We start from the raw sequence: 24,400 nt of genomic DNA, 5'->3' as shown, positions 1-24,400 counted from the left end.
CTCCTTAAAGTAGATATGAAAATGTATCTACTTTATCACCAGCCAGGTAATCAGCTCAAAGTCGCCATTGCTTTTCACGGCCTTGGTGGCATCCATGAGCTTGCCGCCCCGGCCGGTGAACAGGTTGGCGGCATTCTTTCGGCTGAACTGGGCGACGATGGCTTCTATGGCTTTTTCAAGCAGGGCGGAATAGGCGCTCATGTCTTGTCCATGGCGCGTTTCAGCGTCAAACAGCTTGCATAAATCGGCATGGGGTTCAGTCTTGCCCTGGCACAGCGCGCGGAAGATGTCGAGCACCTGTTTGGGCGCGGTGAAGTTGTAGCGTATCGACCCGTCGGCCTGGACATAGAGCAAAAAATAGGGGCTGAGCGGATTCACGGTTTCATGCCCTTGCGCGGGCGCTTGCTGCTGGCGCAGGCAATAAATCACGCCGGGCTTGACGCTTGCCAGCTCGGCACTGGCGGGCACGACGCCATACAAGCCATAGGGCGCTTCTTCCAACTGGGCGCGGTTGGCGGCCAGGTAGTTGCTCAGGTCCATGCGGAAATCGTCCAGCGTGAACTCGTTCAGGGCCACCGATTCGTTGAAGTCTTCCAGGTCCAGCACCTCGTCTTTCAGGCGCATGAGTTGTTTGTCGCGGTATTTCAGGTCTTGGTGAATCAGCTCTTCGAGTTCGCTGTGGCTCAGCACGTTGTCTTCATTGGTGGCGGAAATATCCACCAGCGCCATGCGCGCTTCCACGCGGTTTTTAAGGTTGAGGTATTTGTTCAGGTCGGGCGTGGGCCAGAAGTTGACGAGCTGAATGCTGTCGTTCAGGCTGCCGATGCGGTCAATCCGGCCAAAGCGCTGAATGATGCGCACCGGGTTCCAGTGAATGTCGTAGTTGACGAGCAGGTCGCAGTCTTGCAGGTTCTGGCCTTCGCTGATGCAGTCGGTGGCGATCAGGATGTCAATTTCGCCGTCCTGCGGCATTTTTGGCATTTTGCTGCGCTGCTTGGCGCGGGGGGCAAAGTTGGTCAGAATTTGATTGAAGTCTGCCGCGCCAAAGGTGCTGCGGTTTGGCCGCGTGCCGCCGGACACCAGGGCAATGTTTGCCTTGAGCGTTTGCTGAGTCCAGCTTTCAAGCTGTTCATACAGATAGGCAGCGGTGTCTGCAAAGGCGCAAAAAACGATGATCTTGCGATTGGCTTCGCCTTGGCGGTTGATGCTGGGCTGGGTGACTTTGGTCTCGATGAGCTTTTTGAGTTTGGCGAGCTTGGCGTCGCGCTCGGCATCCACCGCATTGGCGCTTTCAGCCAGCCAGGAGAGCTGCTGCTTGTCAGCGACCAAGTCGGCCAGCCAGTCATCGACACGCATGTGTTCGAGCTGGTATTTCAGGCTGCTGACTTGAAAAACTTCCCGCAGCTCTTCGTCTTCCTCGGCTTCAAGCAAAAACAAGGTGGCTTGCAGGTCTTCGGCCTTGCCGTCGCGCAGTGTCTGAAAGGCGCGCAGGCGATATTCCAGGTCTTCGATCTTCTTGACGGTGCGGTCTATGGTGATGGCGAACGATTTCACCGAACTCTCCAGCCGTTTCAGGAAGTTGACCTTCATCATGCCGATCAAAAACTTTTCACGCTTTTCCTGACTGAAGTTGCGCACATCCTTGGCGCTCTGGTACTGGTCTTTGTATTCTTCAAAAACGTAGGTTGACGGCTTAAAAATCGAAAGCTGGTATTTTTCAATCTCTGCATTGAGCTTGTCGTAGGTGGGGAAACGGCCTTTTTTGTCGATGTCCGCGTACACCGATAACGGCTTGGCACGCTTGGGGAACTGGCCAATTTCGGCCAATGAAGCGCGGTAATACTTTTGAATGTGCTTGCGGGAGCGGGCAATAGTCAGCTCGTCAAGCAGGGTAAAAAAGCCTGCGGGCAGGCGGTCCATCAGGTCTTTGGGGTTGCGCTCGCTGGTGTGTTTGGCCCAGTCACTAAAGATTTTTTGCGCGTTATTGAGGGTTTGCTTGATGCTGACAATGCCGGTGCTTTGCATGAACGCATGGTCTTGACCCTCTGACACCAGGTAAAGCTGGTTGCGCAGGTCTTTCAGGTCGTTGTTGACCGGCGTTGCCGAGAGCAGCATGACCTTGGTTTTGACGCCTTTTTGGATGATGTCTTGCAGCAGCCATTCATAGCGGCTTTTCTTGATGACGTTGCCGTCTTCGTCGCGCCTGCCTTTGACGTTGTTGCGAAAGTTGTGGGATTCGTCGATGACTACCAGGTCGTAATTGCCCCAATTGAGCTGGCCGAGGTCTAGGTCGCCTACTTTGCCGGTTTCACGGGAAAGGTCAGTGTGCGACAGCACATGGTATGAAAACTTGTCGCCCCAAAAGGGGTTGAGTTCGCTGTTGCTGAGGTAAACCGTCCAGTTGTCGCGCAGTTTTTTGGGGCATAACACCAACACGCGGTGGTTGCGTAGCTCATGGTATTTGATGACCGCCAGGGCGGAATAGGTTTTGCCCAAGCCCACGCTGTCGGCCAGAATGCAGCCGTTGTGGGTGTTGATTTTCTGGATGGCGGCTTTGGCACCATCTTTCTGAAATTCAAACAAGGCTTTCCAGATGCCGGTGCTGGTAATGGCGGTGTTTTCAAAAAACTGTGCCTGCGCTTGCTGGCCTGAGAGGTGTTTTTCAAAAACATGAAACAGGGTTTTGAAGTAAATAAACTCTGGTGAATGGTCCACATAGAGTTGCGCCAGGTAGTCCAGCACCTGGGTTTTGACGTCTTCCACCAGCGCCGTGTCTTGCCATAGTTCGTCAAACCAGGCTTTTAGGTCGGTGCGGTCGCGGTCACTGTCCACCACCATGTTGAGTTCAATATTGGGCGTGGCGGACAGGCCCAAACCGCGCCGGGTGAAATTGGAACTGCCCATCAATGCGTGCTCGCGCCGCCCGTCGTCAATGTGATACAGCTTGCCGTGCAGCAGGTTGGTTTGCCGGATGGAGCGGATTTCAGCCTTGCCGCTGATCCATTCGGCACAGCGGCGGGCGACTTCCTTTTGCTGGAGGCGATTGGCCAGGCTCAAGCCTTCGTCTTCTATCTTGAAAGCTTTTTTGTCGGTCTTGGCGGGGTCAAGTGACTGGATAAAGCGCGGTTCACCAAACAAAAATTGCAGCGATTCGATGCCGTCGAGTTCCTTGTGCAAGGCTTCATAGGCGTAAATAGTGAAATAAGCCGACACCACGGACAGGCTACTTCCTTTGACCAGCCGGGCTTGTAAAAAGTCGGCAACTTTGCCTCGGTTGTGGTTGTCTTTGATGCCGTGCGAGGAAAAGAGTGATTTTTCAGTCATGAGTCCGAGATTCAAGGATGTCGCACGATTATGCGGGGCTCAATAGTGAGCATTAAGGTGTTTGGCAAGCGTTAAAAGTCCGCCCTGCGCTCGGGTAACATCACAGGCCGTGTGCAAGCCCGTCAGTGGCGCTGCGGGTTCACCAGCGTCAAAAAGCATCAACGCGTCAGCCCCAGGCTCAACAACACAGGTCAGCCGTGCGTCTCAATTCAATCAAGTTAGCCGGATTCAAGTCCTTTGCCGATCCGACCCATTTCCAGCTGCCGGGGCAGCTGGTGGGCGTGGTCGGGCCGAACGGCTGCGGCAAGTCCAACATCATGGACGCCGTGCGCTGGGTGCTGGGTGAATCCAAAGCGTCCGAGCTGCGCGGCGAGTCGATGCAGGACGTGATTTTCAGCGGCACCACCACGCGCAAGTCGGCCAGCCGCGCCAGCGTCGAGCTGGTGTTTGACAATGCTGACCACCGCGCCGGCGGCCAGTGGGGCCAGTTTGAGGAAATCGCCGTCAAGCGGGTGCTGAGCCGCGACGGCAATTCGAGCTATTACCTGAACAACCAGCCGGTGCGCCGGCGCGATGTGCAGGACATGTTTTTGGGCACCGGGCTGGGGCCGCGCGCCTACGCCATCATTGGCCAGGGCACCATCAGCCGCATCATCGAGTCCAAGCCCGAAGAGTTGCGCCTGTTCCTGGAGGAAGCCGCTGGCGTGTCCAAATACAAGGAGCGCCGCCGCGAAACCGCCAACCGCCTGAGCGACACGCGCGAAAACCTGACCCGCGTTGACGACATCCTGCGCGAACTCAATGCCAACCTGGAGCGGCTTGAAAAGCAGGCCGAGGTCGCGCTGCGCTACAACACACTGCAGGCCGCCGGCACCTTGAAGCAGCACCAGCTGTGGTTTTTGAAGCGCGCCGAGAGCGAAGCCGACCAGTCCAAAGTCCGGCTGGACGCCGAAAAATCAGTCAATGACCTGGAAAGCCGCATTGCCGATTTGCGCCATATCGAAGCCGATCTGGAAACCATCCGCCAGGCCCACTACGCGGCGGGCGACCACGTCAACCAGGCGCAGGGCAAACTCTATGAAGCCAGCGCCGAGGTGGGCCGGCTGGAAGCAGAAATCCGCTTCGTGGTCGATGGCCGGCTCCGTGTCGAACAGCGCCTGGTTCAGCTGAAAGAGCAATCCGCCCAGTGGGCCACGCGCAGCGAAGACGCCGCCCTGGAGTCCGAAACGCTGGCCGGGCAAAGTTTTGATGCCGAAGAAAAAGCCGGGTTGCTGACCGCACAGCTTGAAGAGCAGCAAGACCAACTGCCAGCGCTTGAAGAAGCGCTGCGCCAGGCCCAGGCCGCGGCGAATGCGCAACGCGCCGGCGTGACGCAGGTGCAGCAGCAACTCCAGGTGCTGGCCGCCGAACAGCGCCATGTTGAAGAGCAACTGCGCACGCTGGGCCTGCGCCATGAGCGCTTGTCGGCTGACCAGAAGGCGCTCAATGTGCCCGATGAAGCGCGGCTTGCCAGCCTGGGCGCGCAATTGGCCGGCGCGCAGGAAGCGCAGGCCCAGGCCGAGGCCCGCCTGCAAGACTTGACCGATAGCGTGCCGCAGCTGGATGCAGACCGGCGCGCTTTGCAGCACAACGTCAACACCGAATCAGCCCGCCGCGCCGACTTGTCGGCGCGGCTGGAGGCGCTCAAGGCGCTGCAGGAAAAAGTCAAGACCGACGGCAAGCTCAAGCCCTGGCTGGCGCGGCACGGCCTGGAACACCTGCAGGGCCTGTGGAGCCGCCTGCATATCGAGCAAGGCTGGGAAAACGCGCTGGAAGCCGCCTTGCGCGAGCGTCTGGGCGCGCTGGAAGTCAGCCGGCTGGAGATGGTGCGGGGTTTTGCGGGCACTGACGGACGCGGCAGCCAGGAAGGCCCGCCTGCCAAACTCTCGTTTTATTCGCCACCCAACGCCGCAGCGCCTGGCCGATCCAACCCGGCGCTCAACCTCAAGCCACTGGCTGATTTGCTGCGCCTGAACGATGCCGGCCTGTCGGCGTTGATGGGCGACTGGCTGCACGGCAGCTACACCGCGCCCACGCTGGACGACGCGCTGGCGGCACGCGAACGCCTGCAGGCGGGCGAGGCGATTTATGTCATGAGTGGCCATGCCGTCAGCGCGCACAGCGTGAGTTTTTATGCGCCTGATTCTGCGCAGGCCGGCTTGCTGGCGCGGGCGCAGGACATTGAAAACCTCGAGAAAAGTTTACGCGCGCAACTGCTGATCAGCGAAGAAGCCAAAGCCGCCCTGAGCCGGGCCGAAGCCGCTTATGCAGACGCCAGCCAGCGCCTGGCGGCGGCGCGCCGCGAAGCCGCTGACAGCCAGAACCAGAACCATGCGCTGCAGGTCGAAGTGCTGCGCCTCGGCCAGCTGGCCGAGCAGGCGCGTGCGCGCAGTCAGCAGATTCAGGCCGACAGGGCCGAAATTGAAGTCCAGCTTGAAGCCTTGCAGGAACGCAAGCTCACCGCAGAAGCCCGCTTTGAAGAGCTCGACATGCAGCTGGCCGACAGCCAGGAGCGCCACGCCCGGCTGGACGACCGGGTGATTGATGCCGAGCGCCGCCGGGCTGAATCGCGTGAACAGCAGCGCACGCTGGAGCGGCAAATGCAGGAGGCGCAGTTTGCGCTGCGCAGCCTGGCCGCGCGCCGCGAAGAGCTGTCGCGTTCTATCGCCATTGCCACCAGCCAGGCCGCTTCGATTGCCGCCGAAGAAACCCGCGCCCGCGACGAGTTGTCGCGCCTGAACGACGCCGCCGCACAGGGCGGGCTGCAGGATGCGCTGAATGCCAAGCTGGCGCGCGAAGCTGACGTGGCCGCCCAGCGCAGCCAGTACGACGACTTGAGCCACAAGCTGCGCGCCAGCGATGAGCGGCGGCTGCAACTGGAGCGTGAACTTGAGCCGCTGCGCCAGCGCATCACCGAATTCCAGCTCAAGGCGCAGGCGGCGCGGCTGGGTTTTGAGCAATATACCCAGTTGCTGCTGGAAGCCCAGGCCGACTTGCCCGCCGTTGAGGCGTCGATTCAAGCCGGCCAAGTGCGCATGACCGGGTTGCAAGGCGAAATTGACCGCATCCAGCGCGATATTCAGGCGCTGGGCGCGGTGAATTTGGCGGCGCTGGACGAACTGTGCACGGCCCGGGAGCGCAAGCAGTTTCTGGACGCGCAGTCGGCCGACCTGAACGAGGCGATGGCGACGCTCGAAGATGCGATCAAAAAAATCGACATGGAAACGCGTGATTTGTTGTCCAGCACGTTTGACGCCGTCAACGGGCATTTTTCCCGCATGTTCCCGGAGCTTTTTGGCGGCGGCAATGCGCGGCTGATGATGACTGGTGACGAAATTCTGGATGCCGGCGTTCAGGTCATGGCGCAGCCGCCGGGCAAGAAAAACCAGACGATTCACCTGCTGTCGGGCGGCGAGAAGGCGCTGACGGCGATTGCGCTGGTGTTTGCGATTTTCCAGCTCAATCCGGCGCCTTTTTGCCTGCTGGACGAGGTCGATGCGCCGCTGGACGACGCCAACACCGAGCGGTATGCCAAACTCGTGTCCAGCATGAGCAAAGAGACCCAGTTTTTATTTATCAGCCACAACAAGATCGCCATGGAAATGGCCGAGCAGTTGATTGGCGTCACCATGCAAGAGCAGGGCGTGTCCCGCATCGTCGCCGTTGACATGCAGGTCGCCCTGAGTTTTGCCGAAGCAGCCTGAACCCATAAAAATCATGAGCACATCCTTACAAATCAGTTTAGCGGTCGGTGGCAGTCTGGTCCTGGCGGGCGTGGTGGCCCACGGCGCATGGACAGCCCGCAAAAACCTGCCCAAGCAGGCCACGCCCAAAGTGGCTGCCAGCGCCGAAACCCCGGCACCACCCGCGCCGCAAACCCAGTCGTCGCTGCAGCAAAACCCTTCGCCCGCCGAGCCGCAGGAACACAGCCTTGAGGCCGACTCTGGCCTGGCCTCATTGACGCAGTTCACCAAGCTGGAGAAAAAGCCGGGGCTGGACATCCTGATTGATGCGATAGCGCCCGTGGTGCTGGAGTCGCCGCTGGCCGGCGAAGTGGCCTTGGCCGCCATGCCCACGACGCGCCGTGTGGGCAGCAAGCCTTTTGCGATTGAAGGGTTGAATGCGGCCACCGGCCAATGGGAATTTCCTGCAGCCGAGCAGCGTTACAGCGCTTTTCAGTGCGGCGTTCAGTTGGCAAACCGCACGGGCGCATTGAATGCGATTGAGTATTCGGAATTCGTCATCAAAGCCCAGGCTTTTTCCGATGCCATCGGCGGCGAAGTAGAGTTTGCGGAAATGCAGGGGGAAGTCGCCCGCGCCCGTGAGCTGGACTATTTTGCCGGCGCGCACGACGCCCAGCTGAGCTTTACCGTGCGCGCCGTCAAGACCGCCTGGAGTCCGGGTTATCTGCAGCAATGCGCGGCCAGCATGGGGTTTGTTCCGTCCTCGATTGCCGGGCGCATGCTGCTGCCAGCGAGTCAGCCGGGGCACGGCCCGATCTTGTTGTTGACCTTTGATGCGCAGTCGGCCCAGTCGGAAGAGTCCGAGCAAACCGCGTTGTATGAGCTGTCTTTAATGCTCGATGTGCCCCAAGTGCTGCGCGACGAAGCACCTTTTGCGCGCATGTGTGAAGTGGCCATTACGCTGGCGCGCAGCATGGACGGCGTGATCATCGACGACAACGCCGTTCGCGTCAGACCCGAGGCGATGGAGGTGATCCATGCCGATCTGGAGGCGCTGTACGACCACATGGATGCGCGCGAACTGTCGGCAGGCTCGGCGTTGGGCCGGCGGCTGTTCAGCTGAGGCGTCAAGGGGCGTTAATCACCATGAATCCAGGACTGTTTGATGACCCTGCGCAAGCTGGGCGGGCGTCACCTGCTATTAAAAAAGAAGTAAACGAGCTGCGCGCGCAGCTTAACCAGTGGGCGCACCAGTATTACGTGCAGGACGCGCCCCAGGTGCCCGACGCCGAATACGACCGCGCTTACCAGCAACTTGAGGCGCTGGAGGCGCAGCACCCCGAACTGGTGACGCCAAACTCGCCCACCCAGCGCGTGGGCGGCGCGGCCATGTCCGACCTGGCACCGGTGCGCCACGCCGTGCCCATGCTGTCGATTCACACCGAAACCGACGTGTCGGCTGCAGGCGCGGAAAAGTTCGAGCAGCAACTGCGCACTTACCTGGCCACGGAGCAGCGCCGGTTCGAGGGCAAGCTGGAAGGCGCCAGGCGCACGCAGCCGCTGTCGCAGGCTGCGCTGGACGTGGTGAATGGCGCGCCCGTCGAGTACGTGGCCGAACTCAAGTTCGACGGCCTGGCGATGAATTTGCGCTACGAAAACCGTGTGCTGGTGCATGCCGCCACGCGCGGCGACGGCGAGGTCGGCGAGGACGTGACGCACAACATCCGCACGATGCGCCAGATTCCGCTGGTGCTGCCGCCAGAAGCGCCGCCCGTGCTGGAAGTGCGCGGCGAGGTCTATATGGCGCGTCTTGACTTCGAGCGCCTGAATGAAGCGCAGCGCGCGCGCGACCAAAAAACTTTCGTCAACCCGCGCAACGCCGCCGCCGGCGCGGTGCGCCAGCTCGACCCGGCGATTGCCGCCCAGCGCCCGCTGCGCTTTTTTGCCTATGGCGTGGGCGAAGTCACGCCGCCCGATCAGGGCGGGCCGCAATTTGCCACGCATTATGGCTTGCTTCAAACCCTCAAATCATGGGGTTTTCCGGTCGCAGTGCAGACGCAGTCTGTGCTGGGCGCTTCTGAATTAATAGCGTTTCACCAGCGCATCGGGCAGCAACGCGACCAGCTGCCCTACGACATCGACGGGGTGGTCTACAAGGTCAACAGTCTGGCACTGCAGCGCGAGCTGGGCTTCAAGACGCGTGAGCCACGCTGGGCGGTGGCGCACAAATACCCGGCGCAAGAGCAGCTGACCACGGTGCTGGTGATCGACATTCAGGTCGGGCGCACCGGCAAGCTGACGCCGGTGGCAAAATTAGCGCCGGTGTTTGTCGGCGGCGTGACCGTGACCAACGCCACGCTGCACAACGAGGACGAAGCGCGGCGCAAGGATGTGCGCGTCGGCGACACCGTCATCGTGCGGCGTGCCGGCGACGTGATTCCCGAGGTGGTCAGCGTGCTGCTTGACAAGCGCGTTCCTTTGAAATTGCCATATCCAAAGCGAAAACGGATCAAAAGTGTGAAGAGATCTATAAAGCGCTCTAGGCCTCTCGTTAAAAGGGAGAGACGGAAATTTTTTCAGAAAAGAAAAAGAAACAGTTTGCTGGAGAAAGGGGCTGGAAAATTCACTATGCCACACCAGTGTCCGATTTGCGGCTCCGACGCTGTGCGCGAGGTAGGTAAAGCTGATTACTTCTGTACAGGTGGCCTTTTCTGTCCAGCCCAGCAAAAACAGGTTATTTGGCATTTTTCACAACGTACGGCAATGAATATCGATGGTCTTGGAGAAGAGTTAATTGATAAGCTAGTAGAGACTGGACTGGTTGAAACTTCAGCTGATTTATATAAGCTTAAGTATAACCAATTGCTTGGCTTATCACTGGGAGGTAATTCTACTTTACAGCATCAGTCTGTAACTAATTTGCTTGAATCGATTAATAAATCTAAGCAAGCAAGGTTGCGAAATTTTATTTTTGCGTTGGGAATACCTAATGTAGGAGTGACTACTTCTAAGCAGTTGGCTAAACAGTTCGGTGAAATAAATAAATTAAGAGCAGCGTCGTCATCTATTTTGGAACTTTTTGATGATGTCGGTCATGAAACGGCCATATCAATTTATTTATTTTTCCAACAAGATCACAATCGTATTGTAATTAATGAGTTAATAAATAATTCTGGAATAGTTCTTCAGAATTTAGATGAAAAATCTGAGCCAATTAATTTTCAACGTTTGCTTAAAGCAATTAGGCAAGAGGAGTTGGAAAGTTTAAAACTTATTAATATACCAATTACAGCTGGCTTTTTAAGTGGAATTGGTGATAAAAAATATGAACAACTAGCAACTGAGTTCCATAGTCCTAGATTGTTATTAAATGCCGTTGCATCTGACTTGATAATGCCTAATTACTATCGAATTTTTGCACAAAAACTTCGAGAGGAGCCGTGGTGTACAGTAATTAAAGAAGTTGATGATTTTGGATTCGGGTGGACAACTATGGTGAATAACTTTAATGAAGTAAAAAAAATGCAAATAAGCGATAAGCTTAGGCGAATTTTGTTATCAAAAACTGACATGACTAACGCAGACATTGATCTGCTGAGTGAACAAGACGGCTGGGCGTTGATTTATGCAAAGGGGACTTTAAAAGCTGCAGCTAAAGATAATAGATTTCAGGTATGTTTTACAGGATTTGGTAATTCGGATAAGGAGGGGCTGGCATTAGCCGCCGAACAGGCTCATCTAAAAGTTGTTTCCAGTGTGACCAAAGATTTGCAATACCTTGTCGCCGGTGAGTCTGCCGGACCTTCAAAGCTTAAAAAGGCACAAGATCAGGGAACGAAGATTTTGAGTAAGAGTGAATTCATGGATTTTTTAGAGACAGGAGAATTAAAATAAGTATTTTTGTCTAAGCCGTGACGAGGCCAAGGACATGATCGAGCTGGCCGGCGGCAAGGTGGCCGGCTCGGTCAGCAAGAAGACGGATTACGTGGTCGCTGGGCTTGACGCCGGCAGCAAGCTGGTCAAGGCCGAAGCGCTGGGGCTGGCCGTCATTGACGAGGCTGCGCTGCGGGCGTTGCTTGAGTCGCCGGGCGACTGAAACCGCCGAATCGACTGCATCAACTCAAGCTACTGCGCCTATGGCGCGCAAAAAGCCACGCTGGTTTGAGGGGACAATCACCGGCCTATGCCAGCGATTCAGACCCTTAACTATTCCTCTTTGTTTGACACCCTGATCAGCCTGACGGCAGCTTTTGTGCTGGGCGGCCTGATTGGCGTGGAGCGCCAGTACCGCCAGCGCACTGCCGGGCTGCGCACCAATGTGCTGGTGGCGTTGGGCGCGACGATTTTTGTCGACATGGCCACCGCGCTGTTTGGCGCGGAGGGCGCGGTGCGGGTGGTGGCCTATGTGGTGTCGGGCATCGGCTTTTTGGGCGCCGGCGTCATCATGCGCGAAGAAGGCAATGTGCGCGGCCTCAATACAGCCGCCACGCTGTGGTGCTCGGCTGCGGTGGGCGCGTGCTGCGGTGCGGGGCTGGTGGTCGAAGCCATCATGGGGTCTTTGTTTGTGCTGGCGGCCAACACGCTGCTGCGGCCCATCGTGGACAAGATCAACCGCCAGCCGCTGGATGTCACGTCGGCCGAAGTGACGAACAGCGTTTACGTCGTCACCCGCAGTGACCGGCAAAAAGAGGCGCTGGCCTTGCTGGAGCAGGAGCTTGCAGACCGCGACTACCCGACGCGCGACCTGCAAGTGCTGCCCTTTGGCGAGCGCAACGTGAAGATTCAGGCGACGCTGACTGCCACGTCGGTCGATGGCGTTGTGATGGACCGCATCATTGACCATCTGTCGGCGCTGCCCATGGTGCGCCAGGCTTACTGGAGTTCCAGCACCACCGAGTAGGCGCGCTGCTGACAGACTGTGCCGGATTGACCTGGGTTGATACGGGCTGGAGCCGGTGGCTGGCGAACCGCTGTTGATTCAATCCGCCGGCTGTTCGGGCCTGCGCCATAGCCAGACCAGTACGCACGCCATGCAGGCGACGGCCAGCAGCGCCGCCCAGTGGGCTTGCAGCAGCACCAGCGACGCCGTGGCGCTGACGGTCATGCCAAGCGTCGCCGCCCACTTGGCGCGCCGGCGCACCATGCCGTGCCGCCGCCATTCATTGAGCGGCTTGCCAAACTGCGGATGGTTGTCCAGCCAGCGCGACAGCCGGGGTGAGCTGAGGCTGGCGGCCCAGGCGGCCAGCAGCACAAACGGCACCGTGGGCAGCCCTGGCAAAAAGATGCCGACGATGCCCAGCGCCAGGCTAAGCAGCGCCAACCCCAACAGCAGCCAGCGCACCGGCGCCGGCAGCGCGCGTCTGGCGGGCGGTGCGCCAGCGAGCGGCGGCAGGGAAGGCGGGTTATCTTCAGGGGCCATGTTCATGATTGTGCCGTCAGCCGCTATGCTTGACGTCCATGACCCTTCGTGAAATTCTCAAAATGGGCGATGCACGGCTTTTGCGCATCGCCCAACCCGTGGCAGCCTTCGACACCGATGCGCTGCATGTATTGATCTCGGACATGTTCTACACCATGCAATCGGTCAATGGCGCGGGCCTGGCTGCGCCGCAGATTGGCGAGGACCTGCAGGTGGTGATTTTTGGCAGCGACCAGCTGAACGCGCGCTACCCCGATGCACCCGTGGTACCGCGCACTGTGCTGATTAACCCCGTGATTACGGCTTTGAGTGCGGACGAAGAAACCGACTGGGAAGGCTGCCTGTCAGTGCCCGGCCTGCGCGGCAAGGTGCCGCGTTTCTCGCACATCCGCTACACCGGGTTTGACCAGTACGGCGATCCGATTGACCGCAGCGTTGACGGCTTTCATGCGCGCGTGGTGCAGCATGAATGCGACCACCTGATCGGCAAGCTCTACCCGATGCGGATTCGGGACCTCAGCCAGTTCGGCTACACCGAGGTGCTGTTTCCGGGGCTGGACGCGGCCGACGACTGAGCCGGCCGCGCCCGCTGCCGTCTGATTAGTTCACTTGGGAGCCGACATCTTGTAGCGCACCGGCACGGCGTCAGCCTTGCCCGCAAAGTAGTCGTTGGTGACCTTGCTCACGACCGGCGACAGCAGCACCAGCGACACCAGGTTGGGGAAAGCCATGAAGGCGTTCAGGGTGTCGGCCAGCAGCCAGACGAAGTCCAGGTGCGTGACCGCACCGACCATCACAAACAGTGTCCACAGCACGCGGTAAGGCACTTCGATCTTGCTGCCAAACAAATAGGCCCAGCATTTTTCACCGTAATAGGCCCAGCCCAAAATGGTGGTGAAGGCGAACACCGCCAGTGCAATCGCCAGAAAATACTGACCAAACCCCGGAAAGGCCGTGGCAAAGGCGCTCGAACTCAACTCAGCTCCCTTCAGCCCGCTGTTCCAGGCACCCGTCACGATAAGCACCAAGCCGGTCATCGTGCAGACAACGATGGTGTCAATAAAAGTGCCCATCATGCCGACCAGTCCGGACTCGGCGGCGCTTTTGGTCTGGCCGGCGGCCTGCGCGATGCCGGCTGTTCCCAGTCCGGCTTCATTGGAGAAAATGCCGCGCGCCACGCCATAGCGCATGGCCAGCATGAGGGTGGCACCGGCAAAGCCGCCCGTGGCCGACAGCGGCGTGAAGGCGTGCTTGAAGATCAGCGCGAAAGCGGCCGGAATCTGGTCGGCATACAGGCCCAGCACGATCAGCGAGGCGACGACGTAGCCAATGCACATGGCCGGCACCAGCTTTTCAGCCACCGCGCCAATGCGCTTGACCCCGCCCAGCAGCACAAAGCCGGTCAGCACCGTCAACACCACGCCCGACACCCAGGGCGAGATGCCAAAGCTGGCGGTCAGCACGGCAGCGATGCTGTTGGACTGCACCATATTGCCGATGCCAAAGCCGGCCAGGCCGCCAAACAGTGCAAAAGCCGCACCCAGCCAGGCCCAACGCTTGCCCAGGCCGTTCTTGATGGCGAACATCGGCCCGCCCATGTATTCGCCCTGCGTATCGGCCTCGCGAAAATGCACCGACAGCAGCACCTCGGCGTACTTGGTGGCCATGCCGACCAGCGCCGTCATCCACATCCAGAACAGCGCGCCCGGCCCGCCAATGGCAATGGCCGTGGCAACGCCGGCAATGTTGCCCGTGCCCACGGTGGCGGCCAGCGCGGTCATCAAGGCGGCATAGGGGGTGATTTCCCCCTTGGCGCCCGACTCGGGTTTGCGGCCTTTCCAGACCATGCGAAAGCCGGTGACGATGCGCAAAATCGGCATCAGCTTGAGCCGCAGCTGAAGAAAGAGGCCGGTGCCGAGAATCAGCACCAGCATGGGCGGCCCCCAGACGAAGTCGTTGATCGCTGCGACGATTGAAGTCAGTGTTTCCATAATTTTGTCTCCGGATAATAGTTATTGAGGCAAACGAGCCCACCCGCCGCTGGCGGTTATTGATAAATATCCTGGCTTGTGGGCCGGCAGGGTCTGGTGGTTTTGATGGCGGCGGGCGATTCTAGCCAATCGCAGCCGCATCAGGAAAAGCCGTCAGCGCCAGATGTCAACTGGCGCATGAGGCTTGGGTTTTCAGGCCGGAACGGGCTTTCCTTGCAGCACGCCCGTGGGTTTGAAGGCTTCACTCACCACATCGCCCACCATCTCGGCGGTGATGGCTGACAGTGTCCAGCCCAGGTGACCGTGGCCGGTATTGTAAAAAACGCAGGGCGAGCGGCCCCGGCCAACGCGCGGCAGCATGTTGGGCATCATGGGCCGCAAACCCGCCCAGGGTATGACGCTCTGGGTGTTGACACCGGGAAAGCACTGCTGCACCCAGTCCACCAGCGGCTTGATGCGGTCAGCGCGAATGTCGCGGTTGTAGCCATTGAACTCGGCTGTGCCGGCCACCCGGAAGCGATCCAGACCCAGGCGGCTGGTGACCAGCTTGGTTTCATCGTCCAGCAAACTGACCACCGGCGCAGCCGCCTGGCTTTGCGCGTCTTGCAGGTTCACGGTGATGGAGTAGCCCTTGACGGGGTAGATGTTCACGCGGTCGCCCAGCGAGGCGGCCAGCGCGCGGCTGGCGGTGCCGGCGCAGACCACCACACCGTCAAAAACCGCGCGGGTTGCATGCTCGCCATGACCCACCGTCACGCAGGCCTGGGTTGCGTCTGCTGTGACGCGGGTCACATCTTGCTCGTACAGGCAGGTCACGCCCAGTCGCACGGCGGCTTCGGCCAGGCCTTTGGTGAAGCGGTGGATGTCGCCGGTCGAGTCGCTCTCGGTGAAATAGCCGCCGTAATACTCCCCGGCCAGCGTCGGCTCCAGGGCGCGCATCTCTGAAGGGCTGACGGCGCGGCGTGGCAAGCCGCCTTCGGCCAGCAGTTGCGAGACTTTGCCGGCATGGTCAAAACTGGCTTTGTTGCGGTAAATATGAAGAATGCCTTCTTTTTTCAGGTCAAAGTCAATGCCTTCCTGTTCGGCCCAGCCCAGCAGGTGCCTGCGTGCGGCAACGGCCAGGCGCGTGGTTTCTATGGTGTTGCTGCGGTAGTGGGGCATGTTGGCGATGAACTCGGCGAACCAGGAAATCTTGTGCCAGCTGGGCTTGGGGCTGACCAGCAGCGGGGCGTCGCTCTTGAGCATCCACTTCAAGCCCTTGAGCAGGGTGGACCAGTGGTTCCAGACTTCGGCGTTGGACGCAGAAAGCTGCCCGCCATTGGCAAACGAGGTTTCCATGGCGGCATAGCGATGCTTTTCAAACAAGGTGACTGAAAAGCCGCGTTTGGCCAGTGAGTAGGCGGTGGTCACGCCGGTGATTCCGCCACCGATAACGGCGATTTTTTTCATGAAAGGCTCCAGCAACGTCAGGGGGGTTGAGCCCGCGCGCAACTGCGCACCGGGCACCCCCTCTGTTCTGGACCTGAGAGATTCACCAGCCCTCGCTTGTGGCGAGGGCGGCTTGCTCCTTCGGTGCGCCGCATGACGTGGCCTGCGACAGCTCTTCAGAGATCAATAATGATGCCGGTCCTTTTGCCTGAGAGTTTCCGGGGTGGTTGCTCCTTCGGCGCTGCAGCGATGCTTGAAGCGGCACTGCAGACTCTTCCGACACCAGGTAGCCTGTAGCGGCTGATTGATGCATGCCAGCTCTCGGTGGAGCGGCAATCGCGGTAATTTAGCAGCTATTGGCTGTCAAAAAGCAATAATTTCTCAGAGATTGCTGAGGGTTTTCACTCGTTCAACGCCTGCAGCAACTCGGTTTCGATGGCGATTTGCGCCTTGTTGTGCTGCAACTCGGGGCCGTCAATCAAAAAAGTATCTTCAACGCGCTCACCCAGTGTTGTCACTTTGGCCAGCTTGACGTTGATATGGTGTTTGGCCAGCACCCGTGCAATCAGGTAAAGCAGCCCGACCCGGTCGCTGGCCGACACGCTGAGCAGCCAGCGCTGGGCTTTTTCATCGGGGCGCAAATCCACGCGCGGAATGACCGGAAAGCTTTTCACGCGGCGTGATACGCGGCCTTTGCCGGGCGCAGGCAGCGCGCCGCGTTCTTCAAGTGTGCGGTTGAGATCGGCCTCGACCATGGCGCCGCGCTCGCGGTAATGCTCTTCCAGCGACGGACTGGTGACCTGGAAGGTATCCAGCGCATAGCCATTTTTAGCCGTATGAATCTTGGCATCCAGAATACTGAAACCAGCCTGGTCAAAGTAGCCGCAAATCCGCACGAACAAATCGGGCGCATCGGGTGTGTACACCAGCACCTGCATGCCTTCCCCCACAGACGAGCGGCGGGCGCGGACAATGACGGTGGCCTTGCCGACATGGCGCGACAGGTGGCGTGCGTGCCAGGCAATATCGGCTGCCTCATGACGCATGAAGTAACTGATGTCCAGCGTGTCCCACAGCGCCTTGTGCGACTCGAAAGGCTGCGCGTGCAGCGCCAGCAGGGTCAGCGCTTCGCGCTTGCGGCTTTCCACTTCAGCCGCCGCATCGGGCGCACGGCCGCCCAGCACCCGCAGCGTGTAACGGTACAGATCTTCGAGCAGCTTGCCTTTCCAGGCGTTCCAGACCTTGGGGCTGGTGCCGCGAATGTCGGCGACTGTCAGCAAGTACAGGGCCGTCAGGTAACGCTCATTGCCGACTCGCTGGGCAAAAGCGGCAATCACCGACGGGTCGCTCAGGTCTTGCTTTTGGGCGACTTGGCTCATGCTGAGATGCTCGCCGACCAGGAATTCGATCAGCTCGGCGTCCGACGCGGCAATGCCATGCTGGCGGCAAAAAAGGCGGACTTCCTTGCGCCCCAGCTCGGAATGGTCGCCGCCGCGCCCCTTGGCAATGTCGTGGAACAGTGCGGCAATGATCAATATCCAGGGCTTGTCCCAGCCGGCGGCCAGTTGCGAGCACATCGGGTATTCATGCGAATGCTCGGCCATGAAAAAGCGCCGCACATTGCGCAGCACCATCAAGATGTGCTGGTCAACCGTGTAGACATGGAACAGGTCATGCTGCATCTGCCCGACGATGTTGCGAAACGCCCAGAGGTAACGGCCCAGCACCGAGGTCTGGTTCATCAGCCGCATGGCGTGCGTGATGCCTTGGGGCTGCTGCAGGATGCGCAAAAATGTCGCCCGGTTGACCGGGTCGCTGCGAAATTTGGCGTCCATCACACCCCGGGCGTTGTACAGCGCCCGCAGCGTGCGCGCCGACAGGCCCTTGATGCCGACGTTGGTTTCAAACAGCAAAAAAGTTTCCAAAATAGCGTGCGGATGGCGCAGGTACAAATCGTCGCTGGCCACTTCCAGCATGCCGGCCTTGTCGAAAAATCGCTCATTCAGGGGGCGCGGCGGATAGTCGCAGGGGTTGAGCTTTTCTTCAATATTGAGCAGCAAAATCTGGTTGAGCTGCGTGACGGCCTTGGCCGTCCAGTAATAGCGGCGCATCAGCGCTTCGCTGGGGCGCGTGGGCGGGCGTTTTGCCGAGCGGCTGCCTCGGGGTGACATGGCGTGGTCCAGCGGCAGCGCCGCCTGCATGGTATCGAGCGCGTGGGGCTGTTCAATCCGGTGGTCAATCTGGGCGGAATAGCCAAAGGATTCAGCCACTGCCGTTTGCAGGTCGAACACCAGCCGGTCTTCGCGCCTGCCGGCAATGATGTGCAGCCGTGCGCGTATCAGGCTCAGCAGCGCTTCATTGGCCTTGATCTGCCGCACTTCAAAAGCAGTCGCCAGGCCATTGCGTGCCAACTCGTCCCAGGACTTGCCCAGACCTGCCGCGCGCGCCACCCAGAGCATTACTTGCAGGTCGCGCAGTCCGCCTGGGGATTCCTTGCAATTGGGCTCCAGCGCGTACGGCGTATTTTCAAACTTGTTGTAGCGCTGGCGCATTTCCAGCGTTTTGGCGACAAAAAAAGCTTTCGGATCCAGCACGGCGTCAAGCTGCTTTTGCAGCCGCGCATAGCCCGCTTTGCAGCCGGTGATGAGGCGCATTTCCAGCAGCGATGTCTGCACCGTGACATCTTTGGCGGCTTCTTCAACGCACTGGGCCGCTGTGCGCACGCTGGAGCCAATGTGCAGGCCGCAGTCCCAGCAGTTGCTGATGAAGGTTTCCACCTTGGCCTTGAGCAGCGGGTGGTCTTCAATGTCAAAGACTGCATCGGGCAGAAGCAGCAGCACATCGACATCGGAATGGGGAAACAGCTCGCCCCGGCCAAAGCCGCCGGCTGCGATCAAGCAGGCTTCGGGTGGAAAGTCGCCTGCCTGCCACAACCCCTGCAAGGCCGTGTCGGTCAGCCGGCCCAGCTTTTGCAGCAAACCATGAATGCCCCGTGCGGAAGCGCCGCTGCCCGCAAGGGAGGCCAGCACCGCTTCTTTGCCCAGGCGGTATTGTTCGCGAAAGAAAGCCAGTTCAGTCATGAATGAAACACCTGACTTGAAAATACGAAAGGGCTGCCCGGCAAAGCGCTGAGCATGGCGACTCAAAGCCGGATCAGGTCTTGGCGGGTGCGGTCGCAGTTTGTGGCACAAAGTCCGGAATCGGCGGGCTGCCAGCGGACAGTGTCAGCACTTCGTAGCCGGTTTCGGTGACCAGCACCATGTGCTCCCATTGGGCCGAAAGCGAATGGTCGCGTGTCACGATGCTCCAGCCGTCTTTTTCCGGGCCGTCCTTGATGTCACGCTTGCCGATGTTGATCATCGGCTCGATGGTGAACACCATGCCGGGCTTGAGTTCTTCGCGCGTGCCGGGGCGGCCGTAATGCATGACCTGCGGGTCTTCGTGGAACTTGGCACCGATGCCGTGGCCGCAGAACTCGCGAACGATGGAGTAACCCTGCTTTTCTGCAAACGTCTGGATGGCGTGGCCCACATCGCCCAGGTGCGCGCCGGGCTTGACGCACATGATGCCTTTCCACATGGCGTCATAAGTCACCTGGCACAGCCGCTTGGCCGCAATCGATACGTCGCCCACCAAAAACATGCGGCTGCTGTCGCCATGCCAGCCGTCCTTGATGCCCGTGACATCCAGATTGACGATGTCGCCCTTTTTGAGTGGCTTGTCGTTCGGCACGCCGTGGCAGACCTGATGGTTGACCGAGGTACACAGTGATTTGGGATAAGGCGGATAGCTCGGCGGCCCATAACCCAGCGTCGCCGGGATGGTGTGCTGCACATTGACCATGTAGTCGTGCGTCAACTGGTTAATTTCGTTGGTGGTCACGCCGGGTTTGACAAAGGGCGTCAGGTAGTCCAGCAATTCACCAGCGAGCCTGCCCGCCACCCGCAGACCTTCGATTTCTGCTGCATTTTTGTAAGTAATACTCATGCCGGAATTATCCCACCGGACTCCAGCACCTGCTTTAACTCTGCTTGGCAAAGGTTTTTGGCACCCTATTGGCGCGAGAAATGGGGCAAAAAGGGGCGGGCGAGCCGTTTCAGCGACGCAGCCGGGGCGCTGATAAAATTGCCCGCTGACGCGCGCGCCCGCAGACGTTGATTCAGTTGCCTGAAATTTGCCCCGACCGGGTGCGCCAAACTCAACATTCAGCTTGCCAGCTGCCACCCATTCCTCCACCAAAAGGCTATTGCTACTGTGACTCTGCACTTGACGACTTTTGAGGGCGAAGCCCACGGCATCAGTGCCCTGAGCGACTTTCGCGTCCAGCAACTTCTTCCTCGCCTGCAAGCCATTCACGACAAGATCGTGGGCATCAGCGCCCGGTTTGTCCATCTGGTGGCTACAGAAGCGATTCCGCCCGAGGCCGTGAAAACCCAGCTGGCGGCCTTGCTCAGCTATGGCGAACCGTGCGAGCAACCCGCCGCCAATGCCGCCGACAACATCCTGTTCATCGTCTCGCCGCGTTTTGGCACCGTGTCGCCGTGGGCGTCCAAAGCCACTGACATTGCGCACAACTGCGGCTTGGGCGTCAAGCGCATCGAGCGCATCACCGAATACCGCTTGAGCCTGAAATCAGGCTTTTTCAGCAAGTCGGCCCTGAACGAGGCGCAGCGCGCGCAAGTCGCCGCGTTGCTGCACGACCGCATGCTCGAAAGCGTGATGACCGAGCGGGCGCAAGCCGCCGTGGGTCTGTTTACCGAATTGCACGGCGAGCCGCTGCAAACCATTGACGTGCTGCAGGGCGGAAAAGCCGCGCTGGAACAAGCCAACACCGAGTTCGGCCTGGCGCTGGCCGCTGACGAAATCGACTACCTGGTCAACGCCTTCACCCAGCTGCAGCGCAACCCGACCGATGTCGAACTGATGATGTTCGCGCAGGCCAACAGCGAGCATTGCCGCCACAAAATCTTCAACGCCGACTTCACGATTGACGGCGTGCGCCAAGACATGAGCCTGTTCGGCATGATCCGCAACACCGAAAAGCTGAATCCCCAGCACACGGTGGTGGCGTATTCCGACAACGCGTCTGTCATGGAAGGCGCAAAAATCCAGCGTTTTTATGCCAAATCAGCCTCTGGCGCAGACGGGACGGGCGCTACCAGCTATCAAACCTATAGCGCCAGTGACGACGTGCTGACGCATGTGCTGATGAAGGTCGAGACGCACAACCACCCGACGGCGATTTCACCGTTCCCCGGCGCATCAACCGGCGCGGGCGGCGAGATTCGCGACGAGGGCGCGACCGGACGCGGCTCCAAACCCAAGGCCGGTTTGACGGGCTTCACGGTGTCTAAACTGTTTGATGGCGATTACGGCAAGCCCGGCCACATCGCCAGCCCGCTGCAGATCATGACGGAAGGCCCATTGGGCGGCGCGGCGTTCAACAACGAATTTGGCCGGCCCAACCTGAACGGCTACTTCCGCGAATACGAGCAAACCGTGGGCGGCCAGCGCTGGGGATACCACAAGCCCATCATGATTGCCGGCGGCGTCGGCACCATCGATGCCGAACTGACCCACAAGATTTTGTTCCCCGCCGGCACGCTGCTGATCCAGATCGGCGGCCCCGGCATGCGCATCGGCATGGGCGGCAGCGCAGCCAGCTCGATGGCGTCGGGCGCGAATGCCACCCAGCTCGACTTCGATTCGGTGCAGCGTGGCAACCCTGAAATCGAACGACGCGCGCAGGAAGTTATCAACCAGTGCGCGCAGTTGGGCTTGAACAATCCGATTCTGGCGATTCACGATGTGGGCGCGGGCGGCCTGTCCAACGCCTTCCCCGAACTGGTCAACGACGCTGGACGCGGCGCACGCTTCGATTTGCGCGCCATCAAGCTGGAAGAAAGCGGCCTGAGCGCCAAAGAAATCTGGAGCAACGAAAGCCAGGAGCGCTACGTGATGGCGATTGCGCCTGAATCGCTGGCGCAGTTCGAAGCCTTTTGCCTGCGCGAGCGCTGCCCGTTTGCCGTGATTGGCGTGGCGACTGAAGAAAAGCAGCTCGTGCTGTCGGACAACGATGCGCCCGCGCCAGTGGACATGCCGATGAATGTGCTCTTGGGCAAACCACCCAAGATGCACCGCGACGTGTCAACTGTCGCGCAGACGATCAAGCCGATTGACCTGACCGGTGTTGATCTGCAAAAAAGCTGCATCGACGTGCTGAGTCACCCGACCGTGGCGTCGAAACGTTTCCTCATCACCATCGGCGACCGCACCGTGGGCGGCATGACGCACCGCGACCAGATGGTCGGCCCGTGGCAAGTGCCGGTCGCTGATTGCGCCGTCACGCTGGCCGATTACAAAGGCTTTGGCGGCGAGGCCATGAGCATGGGTGAACGCACGCCGCTGGCTGCCGTGAATGCCGCCGCGTCGGGCCGCATGGCGGTGGCCGAAGCCATCACCAACCTGCTGGCCGCACCGATTGAACTGCCGCGCGTCAAGCTGTCAGCCAACTGGATGGCGGCTTGTGGCGAGCCGGGGCAGGACGCCGCGCTGTACGCCACTGTCAAGGCCGTGGGCATGGAACTGTGCCCGGCGCTGGGCGTGTCGATCCCGGTCGGCAAGGATTCGCTGTCGATGCGCACCGTCTGGAAAGACGACAGCGGCCAAGCCAAGAAAGTCACCTCGCCGGTGTCGCTGATCGTCAGCGCCTTTGCCACCCTGGCCGACGTGCGCGGCACGCTCACGCCCGAGCTGAACACGGTCGAAGCCGACACGACGCTAATTTTGATCGATTTGGGCAAGAGCCAGATGCGCATGGGCGGCTCCATCCTGGCGCAAAGCTTGAACCTGGAAGACGGCGACGTGCCCGACCTGGATGACCCGAAAGACCTGGTCAATCTGGTCAACGCCATCAACGAATTGCGCGCTCAGGGAAAAATCCTGGCGTACCACGACCGCAGCGATGGCGGCTTGTTCGCCACCGCCTGCGAAATGGCGTTTGCCGGCCATGTCGGCGTGTCGCTCAACATCGACATGCTGCTGCTGGAAGGCGACGGCATCAGCGACAGCCGCATGGACACCGGCGACAGCAAAAACTGGGCGTCGCAAGTCGGTGGCCGCCGCGATGAGCTGACGCTGAAAGCGCTGTTCAATGAAGAGCTGGGGGCGGTGATTCAGGTCGCCACCTCGGCCCGCAATGACGTGATGCAGACGCTGCGCACGCACGGGCTGTCCAAGTTCAGTCATTTTGTCGGCAAGACCCGTCCCGACCACGCGTCGCTGGAAGTCGGCAAAGGCGAAGTGCAGGTCTGGCGCGACACCAAAGCGGTGTTCAAGGCCAGGCTGCAAGACCTGCATCAGGTCTGGGATGCCGTGAGCTGGAAGATTTGCCAGCAGCGCGACAACCCGGCCTGCGCCAACGCGGAACACGCCGCCGCTGGTGAACCGGCTGATCCGGGTCTGCATGTTTTCTTGCCGCAAGCTGTGAGCCTGAACGCGCCGGCGCTGATGCTGTCGCGGCCCAAAGTGGCGGTGCTGCGCGAGCAGGGCGTGAACTCGCATGTGGAAATGGCCTATGCCTTCACGCAAGCGGGTTTTGAAGCCATCGACGTTCACATGACCGACTTGCAAACGGGCCGTGCGCAACTGGCCGACTTTGCCGGTGTTGTCGCCTGTGGCGGCTTTAGCTACGGCGACACGCTGGGCGCGGGCATTGGCTGGGCACGTTCAATCACCTTTAATCCGGTGCTGGCTGCGCAGTTCAGCGGGTTCTTTGGCCGCAGCGACACCTTTGGTCTGGGCGTGTGCAACGGTTGCCAGATGTTTGCCGAACTGGCCGACATCATTCCCGGCGCTGAAGCCTGGCCACGCTTCACCACCAACCAGAGCGAGCGTTTTGAAGCCCGCCTGTCGATGGTGGAAGTGCTGGAATCCCCAAGCCTGTTCTTTGCCGGTATGGCCGGCAGCCGACTGCCGATTGCCGTGGCGCATGGCGAGGGTTATGCGAACTTTGCGCATCGGGGCGATGCGTCAAAGGCGATTGCCGCGATGCGTTTTACCGACAACCACGGCCAGCCGACCGACGCCTATCCGGCCAATCCGAACGGCAGCGCAGGCGGTCTGACAGCAGTGACCACGGCAGACGGGCGCTTCACGGCGCTGATGCCACACCCCGAGCGCGTCGTTCGCAATGTGCAGATGAGTTGGACGAACCTGGACAAGGGCCACGCCAGCCCGTGGATGCAGCTGTGGCACAACGCGCGCAAATGGGTGGGTTGATGCATTGAACAAAAAGGGCCGATAAGGCCCTTTTTTGTTGCTGGCAGTGCGTATAGGACAGAGCCGCCTTTGCGGTGACTCTTCAATCATCTTGCAAGCTAAAATTCATCAAAATTGATAGCAGCTTGCGCCCGATCTGTATGGGCAGTTTCAAGTCCAAGCGCAACACAGGGATCATTGAATAGTAGCGGGCGAGGGGTGGTAGTTGAGCAACAAATTGCGGTAGACCTCAAGGG

12 protein-coding genes, 1 pseudogene and 1 riboswitch are annotated in these 24,400 nt (G+C 59.8%); of the genes and pseudogenes, 7 read left to right on the top strand and 6 right to left on the bottom strand.

Annotated elements, in window-relative coordinates; genetic code table 11:
* Positions 1-27: 27 nt before the first annotated feature.
* Positions 28-3,324, bottom strand: a complete 3,297-nt coding sequence (locus RCH06_RS05145) for a helicase-related protein (RefSeq protein WP_327080368.1) — start codon at positions 3,322-3,324, stop codon at positions 28-30.
* 197 nt (positions 3,325-3,521) lie between these two features.
* On the opposite strand from RCH06_RS05145, the gene smc reads away from it, so the two are divergent.
* The 5 genes and pseudogenes from smc (at position 3,522) to RCH06_RS05120 (ending at position 11,946) form a co-directional block, all read left to right on the top strand.
* A complete protein-coding gene (gene smc / locus RCH06_RS05140; RefSeq protein WP_327080367.1) occupies positions 3,522-7,067 on the top strand; it encodes a chromosome segregation protein SMC in 3,546 nt (1,181 codons plus the stop codon).
* Positions 7,068-7,080: 13 nt separating this feature from the next.
* Positions 7,081-8,169 (top strand): cell division protein ZipA C-terminal FtsZ-binding domain-containing protein, encoded by a 1,089-nt coding sequence (locus tag RCH06_RS05135; protein ID WP_327080366.1) that lies wholly within the window; start codon positions 7,081-7,083, stop codon positions 8,167-8,169.
* 23 nt (positions 8,170-8,192) lie between these two features.
* Complete coding sequence (ligA, locus tag RCH06_RS05130; RefSeq protein ID WP_327080365.1) at positions 8,193-10,940, top strand: NAD-dependent DNA ligase LigA; 2,748 nt, start codon at positions 8,193-8,195, stop codon at positions 10,938-10,940.
* 10 nt (positions 10,941-10,950) lie between these two features.
* Positions 10,951-11,142 (top strand): annotated as a pseudogene (locus RCH06_RS05125) (BRCT domain-containing protein); the annotation flags it as partial.
* A gap of 87 nt (positions 11,143-11,229) precedes the next feature.
* The gene (locus tag RCH06_RS05120) at positions 11,230-11,946 is read left to right on the top strand and encodes an MgtC/SapB family protein (protein ID WP_327080364.1); all 717 of its coding nucleotides are present in this window, start codon (positions 11,230-11,232) and stop codon (positions 11,944-11,946) included.
* A gap of 78 nt (positions 11,947-12,024) precedes the next feature.
* Here the strand turns inward: RCH06_RS05120 and RCH06_RS05115 are convergent, their stop codons facing one another.
* Entirely contained in the window at positions 12,025-12,471 is a 447-nt protein-coding gene (locus RCH06_RS05115; protein WP_327080363.1) for a YbaN family protein, read from the bottom strand.
* Between the two features lie 32 nt (positions 12,472-12,503).
* Between RCH06_RS05115 and def the strand changes: the two genes are divergently transcribed.
* Positions 12,504-13,040 (top strand): peptide deformylase, encoded by a 537-nt coding sequence (gene def, locus RCH06_RS05110; RefSeq protein ID WP_327080362.1) that lies wholly within the window; start codon positions 12,504-12,506, stop codon positions 13,038-13,040.
* 30 nt (positions 13,041-13,070) lie between these two features.
* Here def and RCH06_RS05105 read toward each other — a convergent pair whose 3' ends face one another.
* The 4 genes from RCH06_RS05105 to map all read right to left on the bottom strand — a co-directional run bounded on the left by RCH06_RS05105 (position 13,071) and on the right by map (position 19,871).
* A complete protein-coding gene (locus RCH06_RS05105) occupies positions 13,071-14,456 on the bottom strand; it encodes an alanine/glycine:cation symporter family protein (RefSeq protein WP_327080361.1) in 1,386 nt (461 codons plus the stop codon).
* Positions 14,457-14,648: 192 nt separating this feature from the next.
* Positions 14,649-15,905, bottom strand: a complete 1,257-nt coding sequence (locus tag RCH06_RS05100; RefSeq protein ID WP_327080360.1) for a D-amino acid dehydrogenase — start codon at positions 15,903-15,905, stop codon at positions 14,649-14,651.
* Between the two features lie 165 nt (positions 15,906-16,070).
* A riboswitch (glycine riboswitch) is annotated at positions 16,071-16,173 on the bottom strand.
* Between the two features lie 112 nt (positions 16,174-16,285).
* The gene (locus tag RCH06_RS05095) at positions 16,286-18,964 is read right to left on the bottom strand and encodes a [protein-PII] uridylyltransferase (protein WP_327080359.1); all 2,679 of its coding nucleotides are present in this window, start codon (positions 18,962-18,964) and stop codon (positions 16,286-16,288) included.
* Between the two features lie 73 nt (positions 18,965-19,037).
* Entirely contained in the window at positions 19,038-19,871 is an 834-nt protein-coding gene (gene map, locus RCH06_RS05090; RefSeq protein ID WP_327080358.1) for a type I methionyl aminopeptidase, read from the bottom strand.
* A 267-nt stretch (positions 19,872-20,138) separates the two neighbouring features.
* Between map and purL the strand changes: the two genes are divergently transcribed.
* On the top strand, positions 20,139-24,164 hold the full coding sequence (purL, locus tag RCH06_RS05085) for a phosphoribosylformylglycinamidine synthase (protein WP_327080357.1): 4,026 nt from the start codon (positions 20,139-20,141) through the stop codon (positions 24,162-24,164).
* Positions 24,165-24,400 lie beyond the last annotated feature (236 nt).

It is taken from the genome of Polaromonas sp. CG_9.5, from assembly GCF_035984465.1.
GTDB lineage: Bacteria > Pseudomonadota > Gammaproteobacteria > Burkholderiales > Burkholderiaceae_C > Polaromonas.
Note: the sequence above shows the minus strand (reverse complement) of the source record. Positions and strands in the feature narration are given on the sequence as shown.

What these genes read in the sequence shown, in the direction of transcription:
- RCH06_RS05135 (WP_327080366.1), top strand. Translation starts at nt 7,081, where the DNA reads ATGAGCACATCCTTACAAATCAGTTTAGCGGTCGGTGGCAGTCTGGTC.
- RCH06_RS05145 (WP_327080368.1), bottom strand. Translation starts at nt 3,324, where the DNA reads ATGACTGAAAAATCACTCTTTTCCTCGCACGGCATCAAAGACAACCAC.
- def (WP_327080362.1), top strand. Translation starts at nt 12,504, where the DNA reads ATGACCCTTCGTGAAATTCTCAAAATGGGCGATGCACGGCTTTTGCGC.
- RCH06_RS05120 (WP_327080364.1), top strand. Translation starts at nt 11,230, where the DNA reads ATGCCAGCGATTCAGACCCTTAACTATTCCTCTTTGTTTGACACCCTG.
- ligA (WP_327080365.1), top strand. Translation starts at nt 8,193, where the DNA reads ATGAATCCAGGACTGTTTGATGACCCTGCGCAAGCTGGGCGGGCGTCA.
- RCH06_RS05115 (WP_327080363.1), bottom strand. Translation starts at nt 12,471, where the DNA reads ATGAACATGGCCCCTGAAGATAACCCGCCTTCCCTGCCGCCGCTCGCT.
- RCH06_RS05105 (WP_327080361.1), bottom strand. Translation starts at nt 14,456, where the DNA reads ATGGAAACACTGACTTCAATCGTCGCAGCGATCAACGACTTCGTCTGG.
- RCH06_RS05100 (WP_327080360.1), bottom strand. Translation starts at nt 15,905, where the DNA reads ATGAAAAAAATCGCCGTTATCGGTGGCGGAATCACCGGCGTGACCACC.
- RCH06_RS05095 (WP_327080359.1), bottom strand. Translation starts at nt 18,964, where the DNA reads ATGACTGAACTGGCTTTCTTTCGCGAACAATACCGCCTGGGCAAAGAA.
- map (WP_327080358.1), bottom strand. Translation starts at nt 19,871, where the DNA reads ATGAGTATTACTTACAAAAATGCAGCAGAAATCGAAGGTCTGCGGGTG.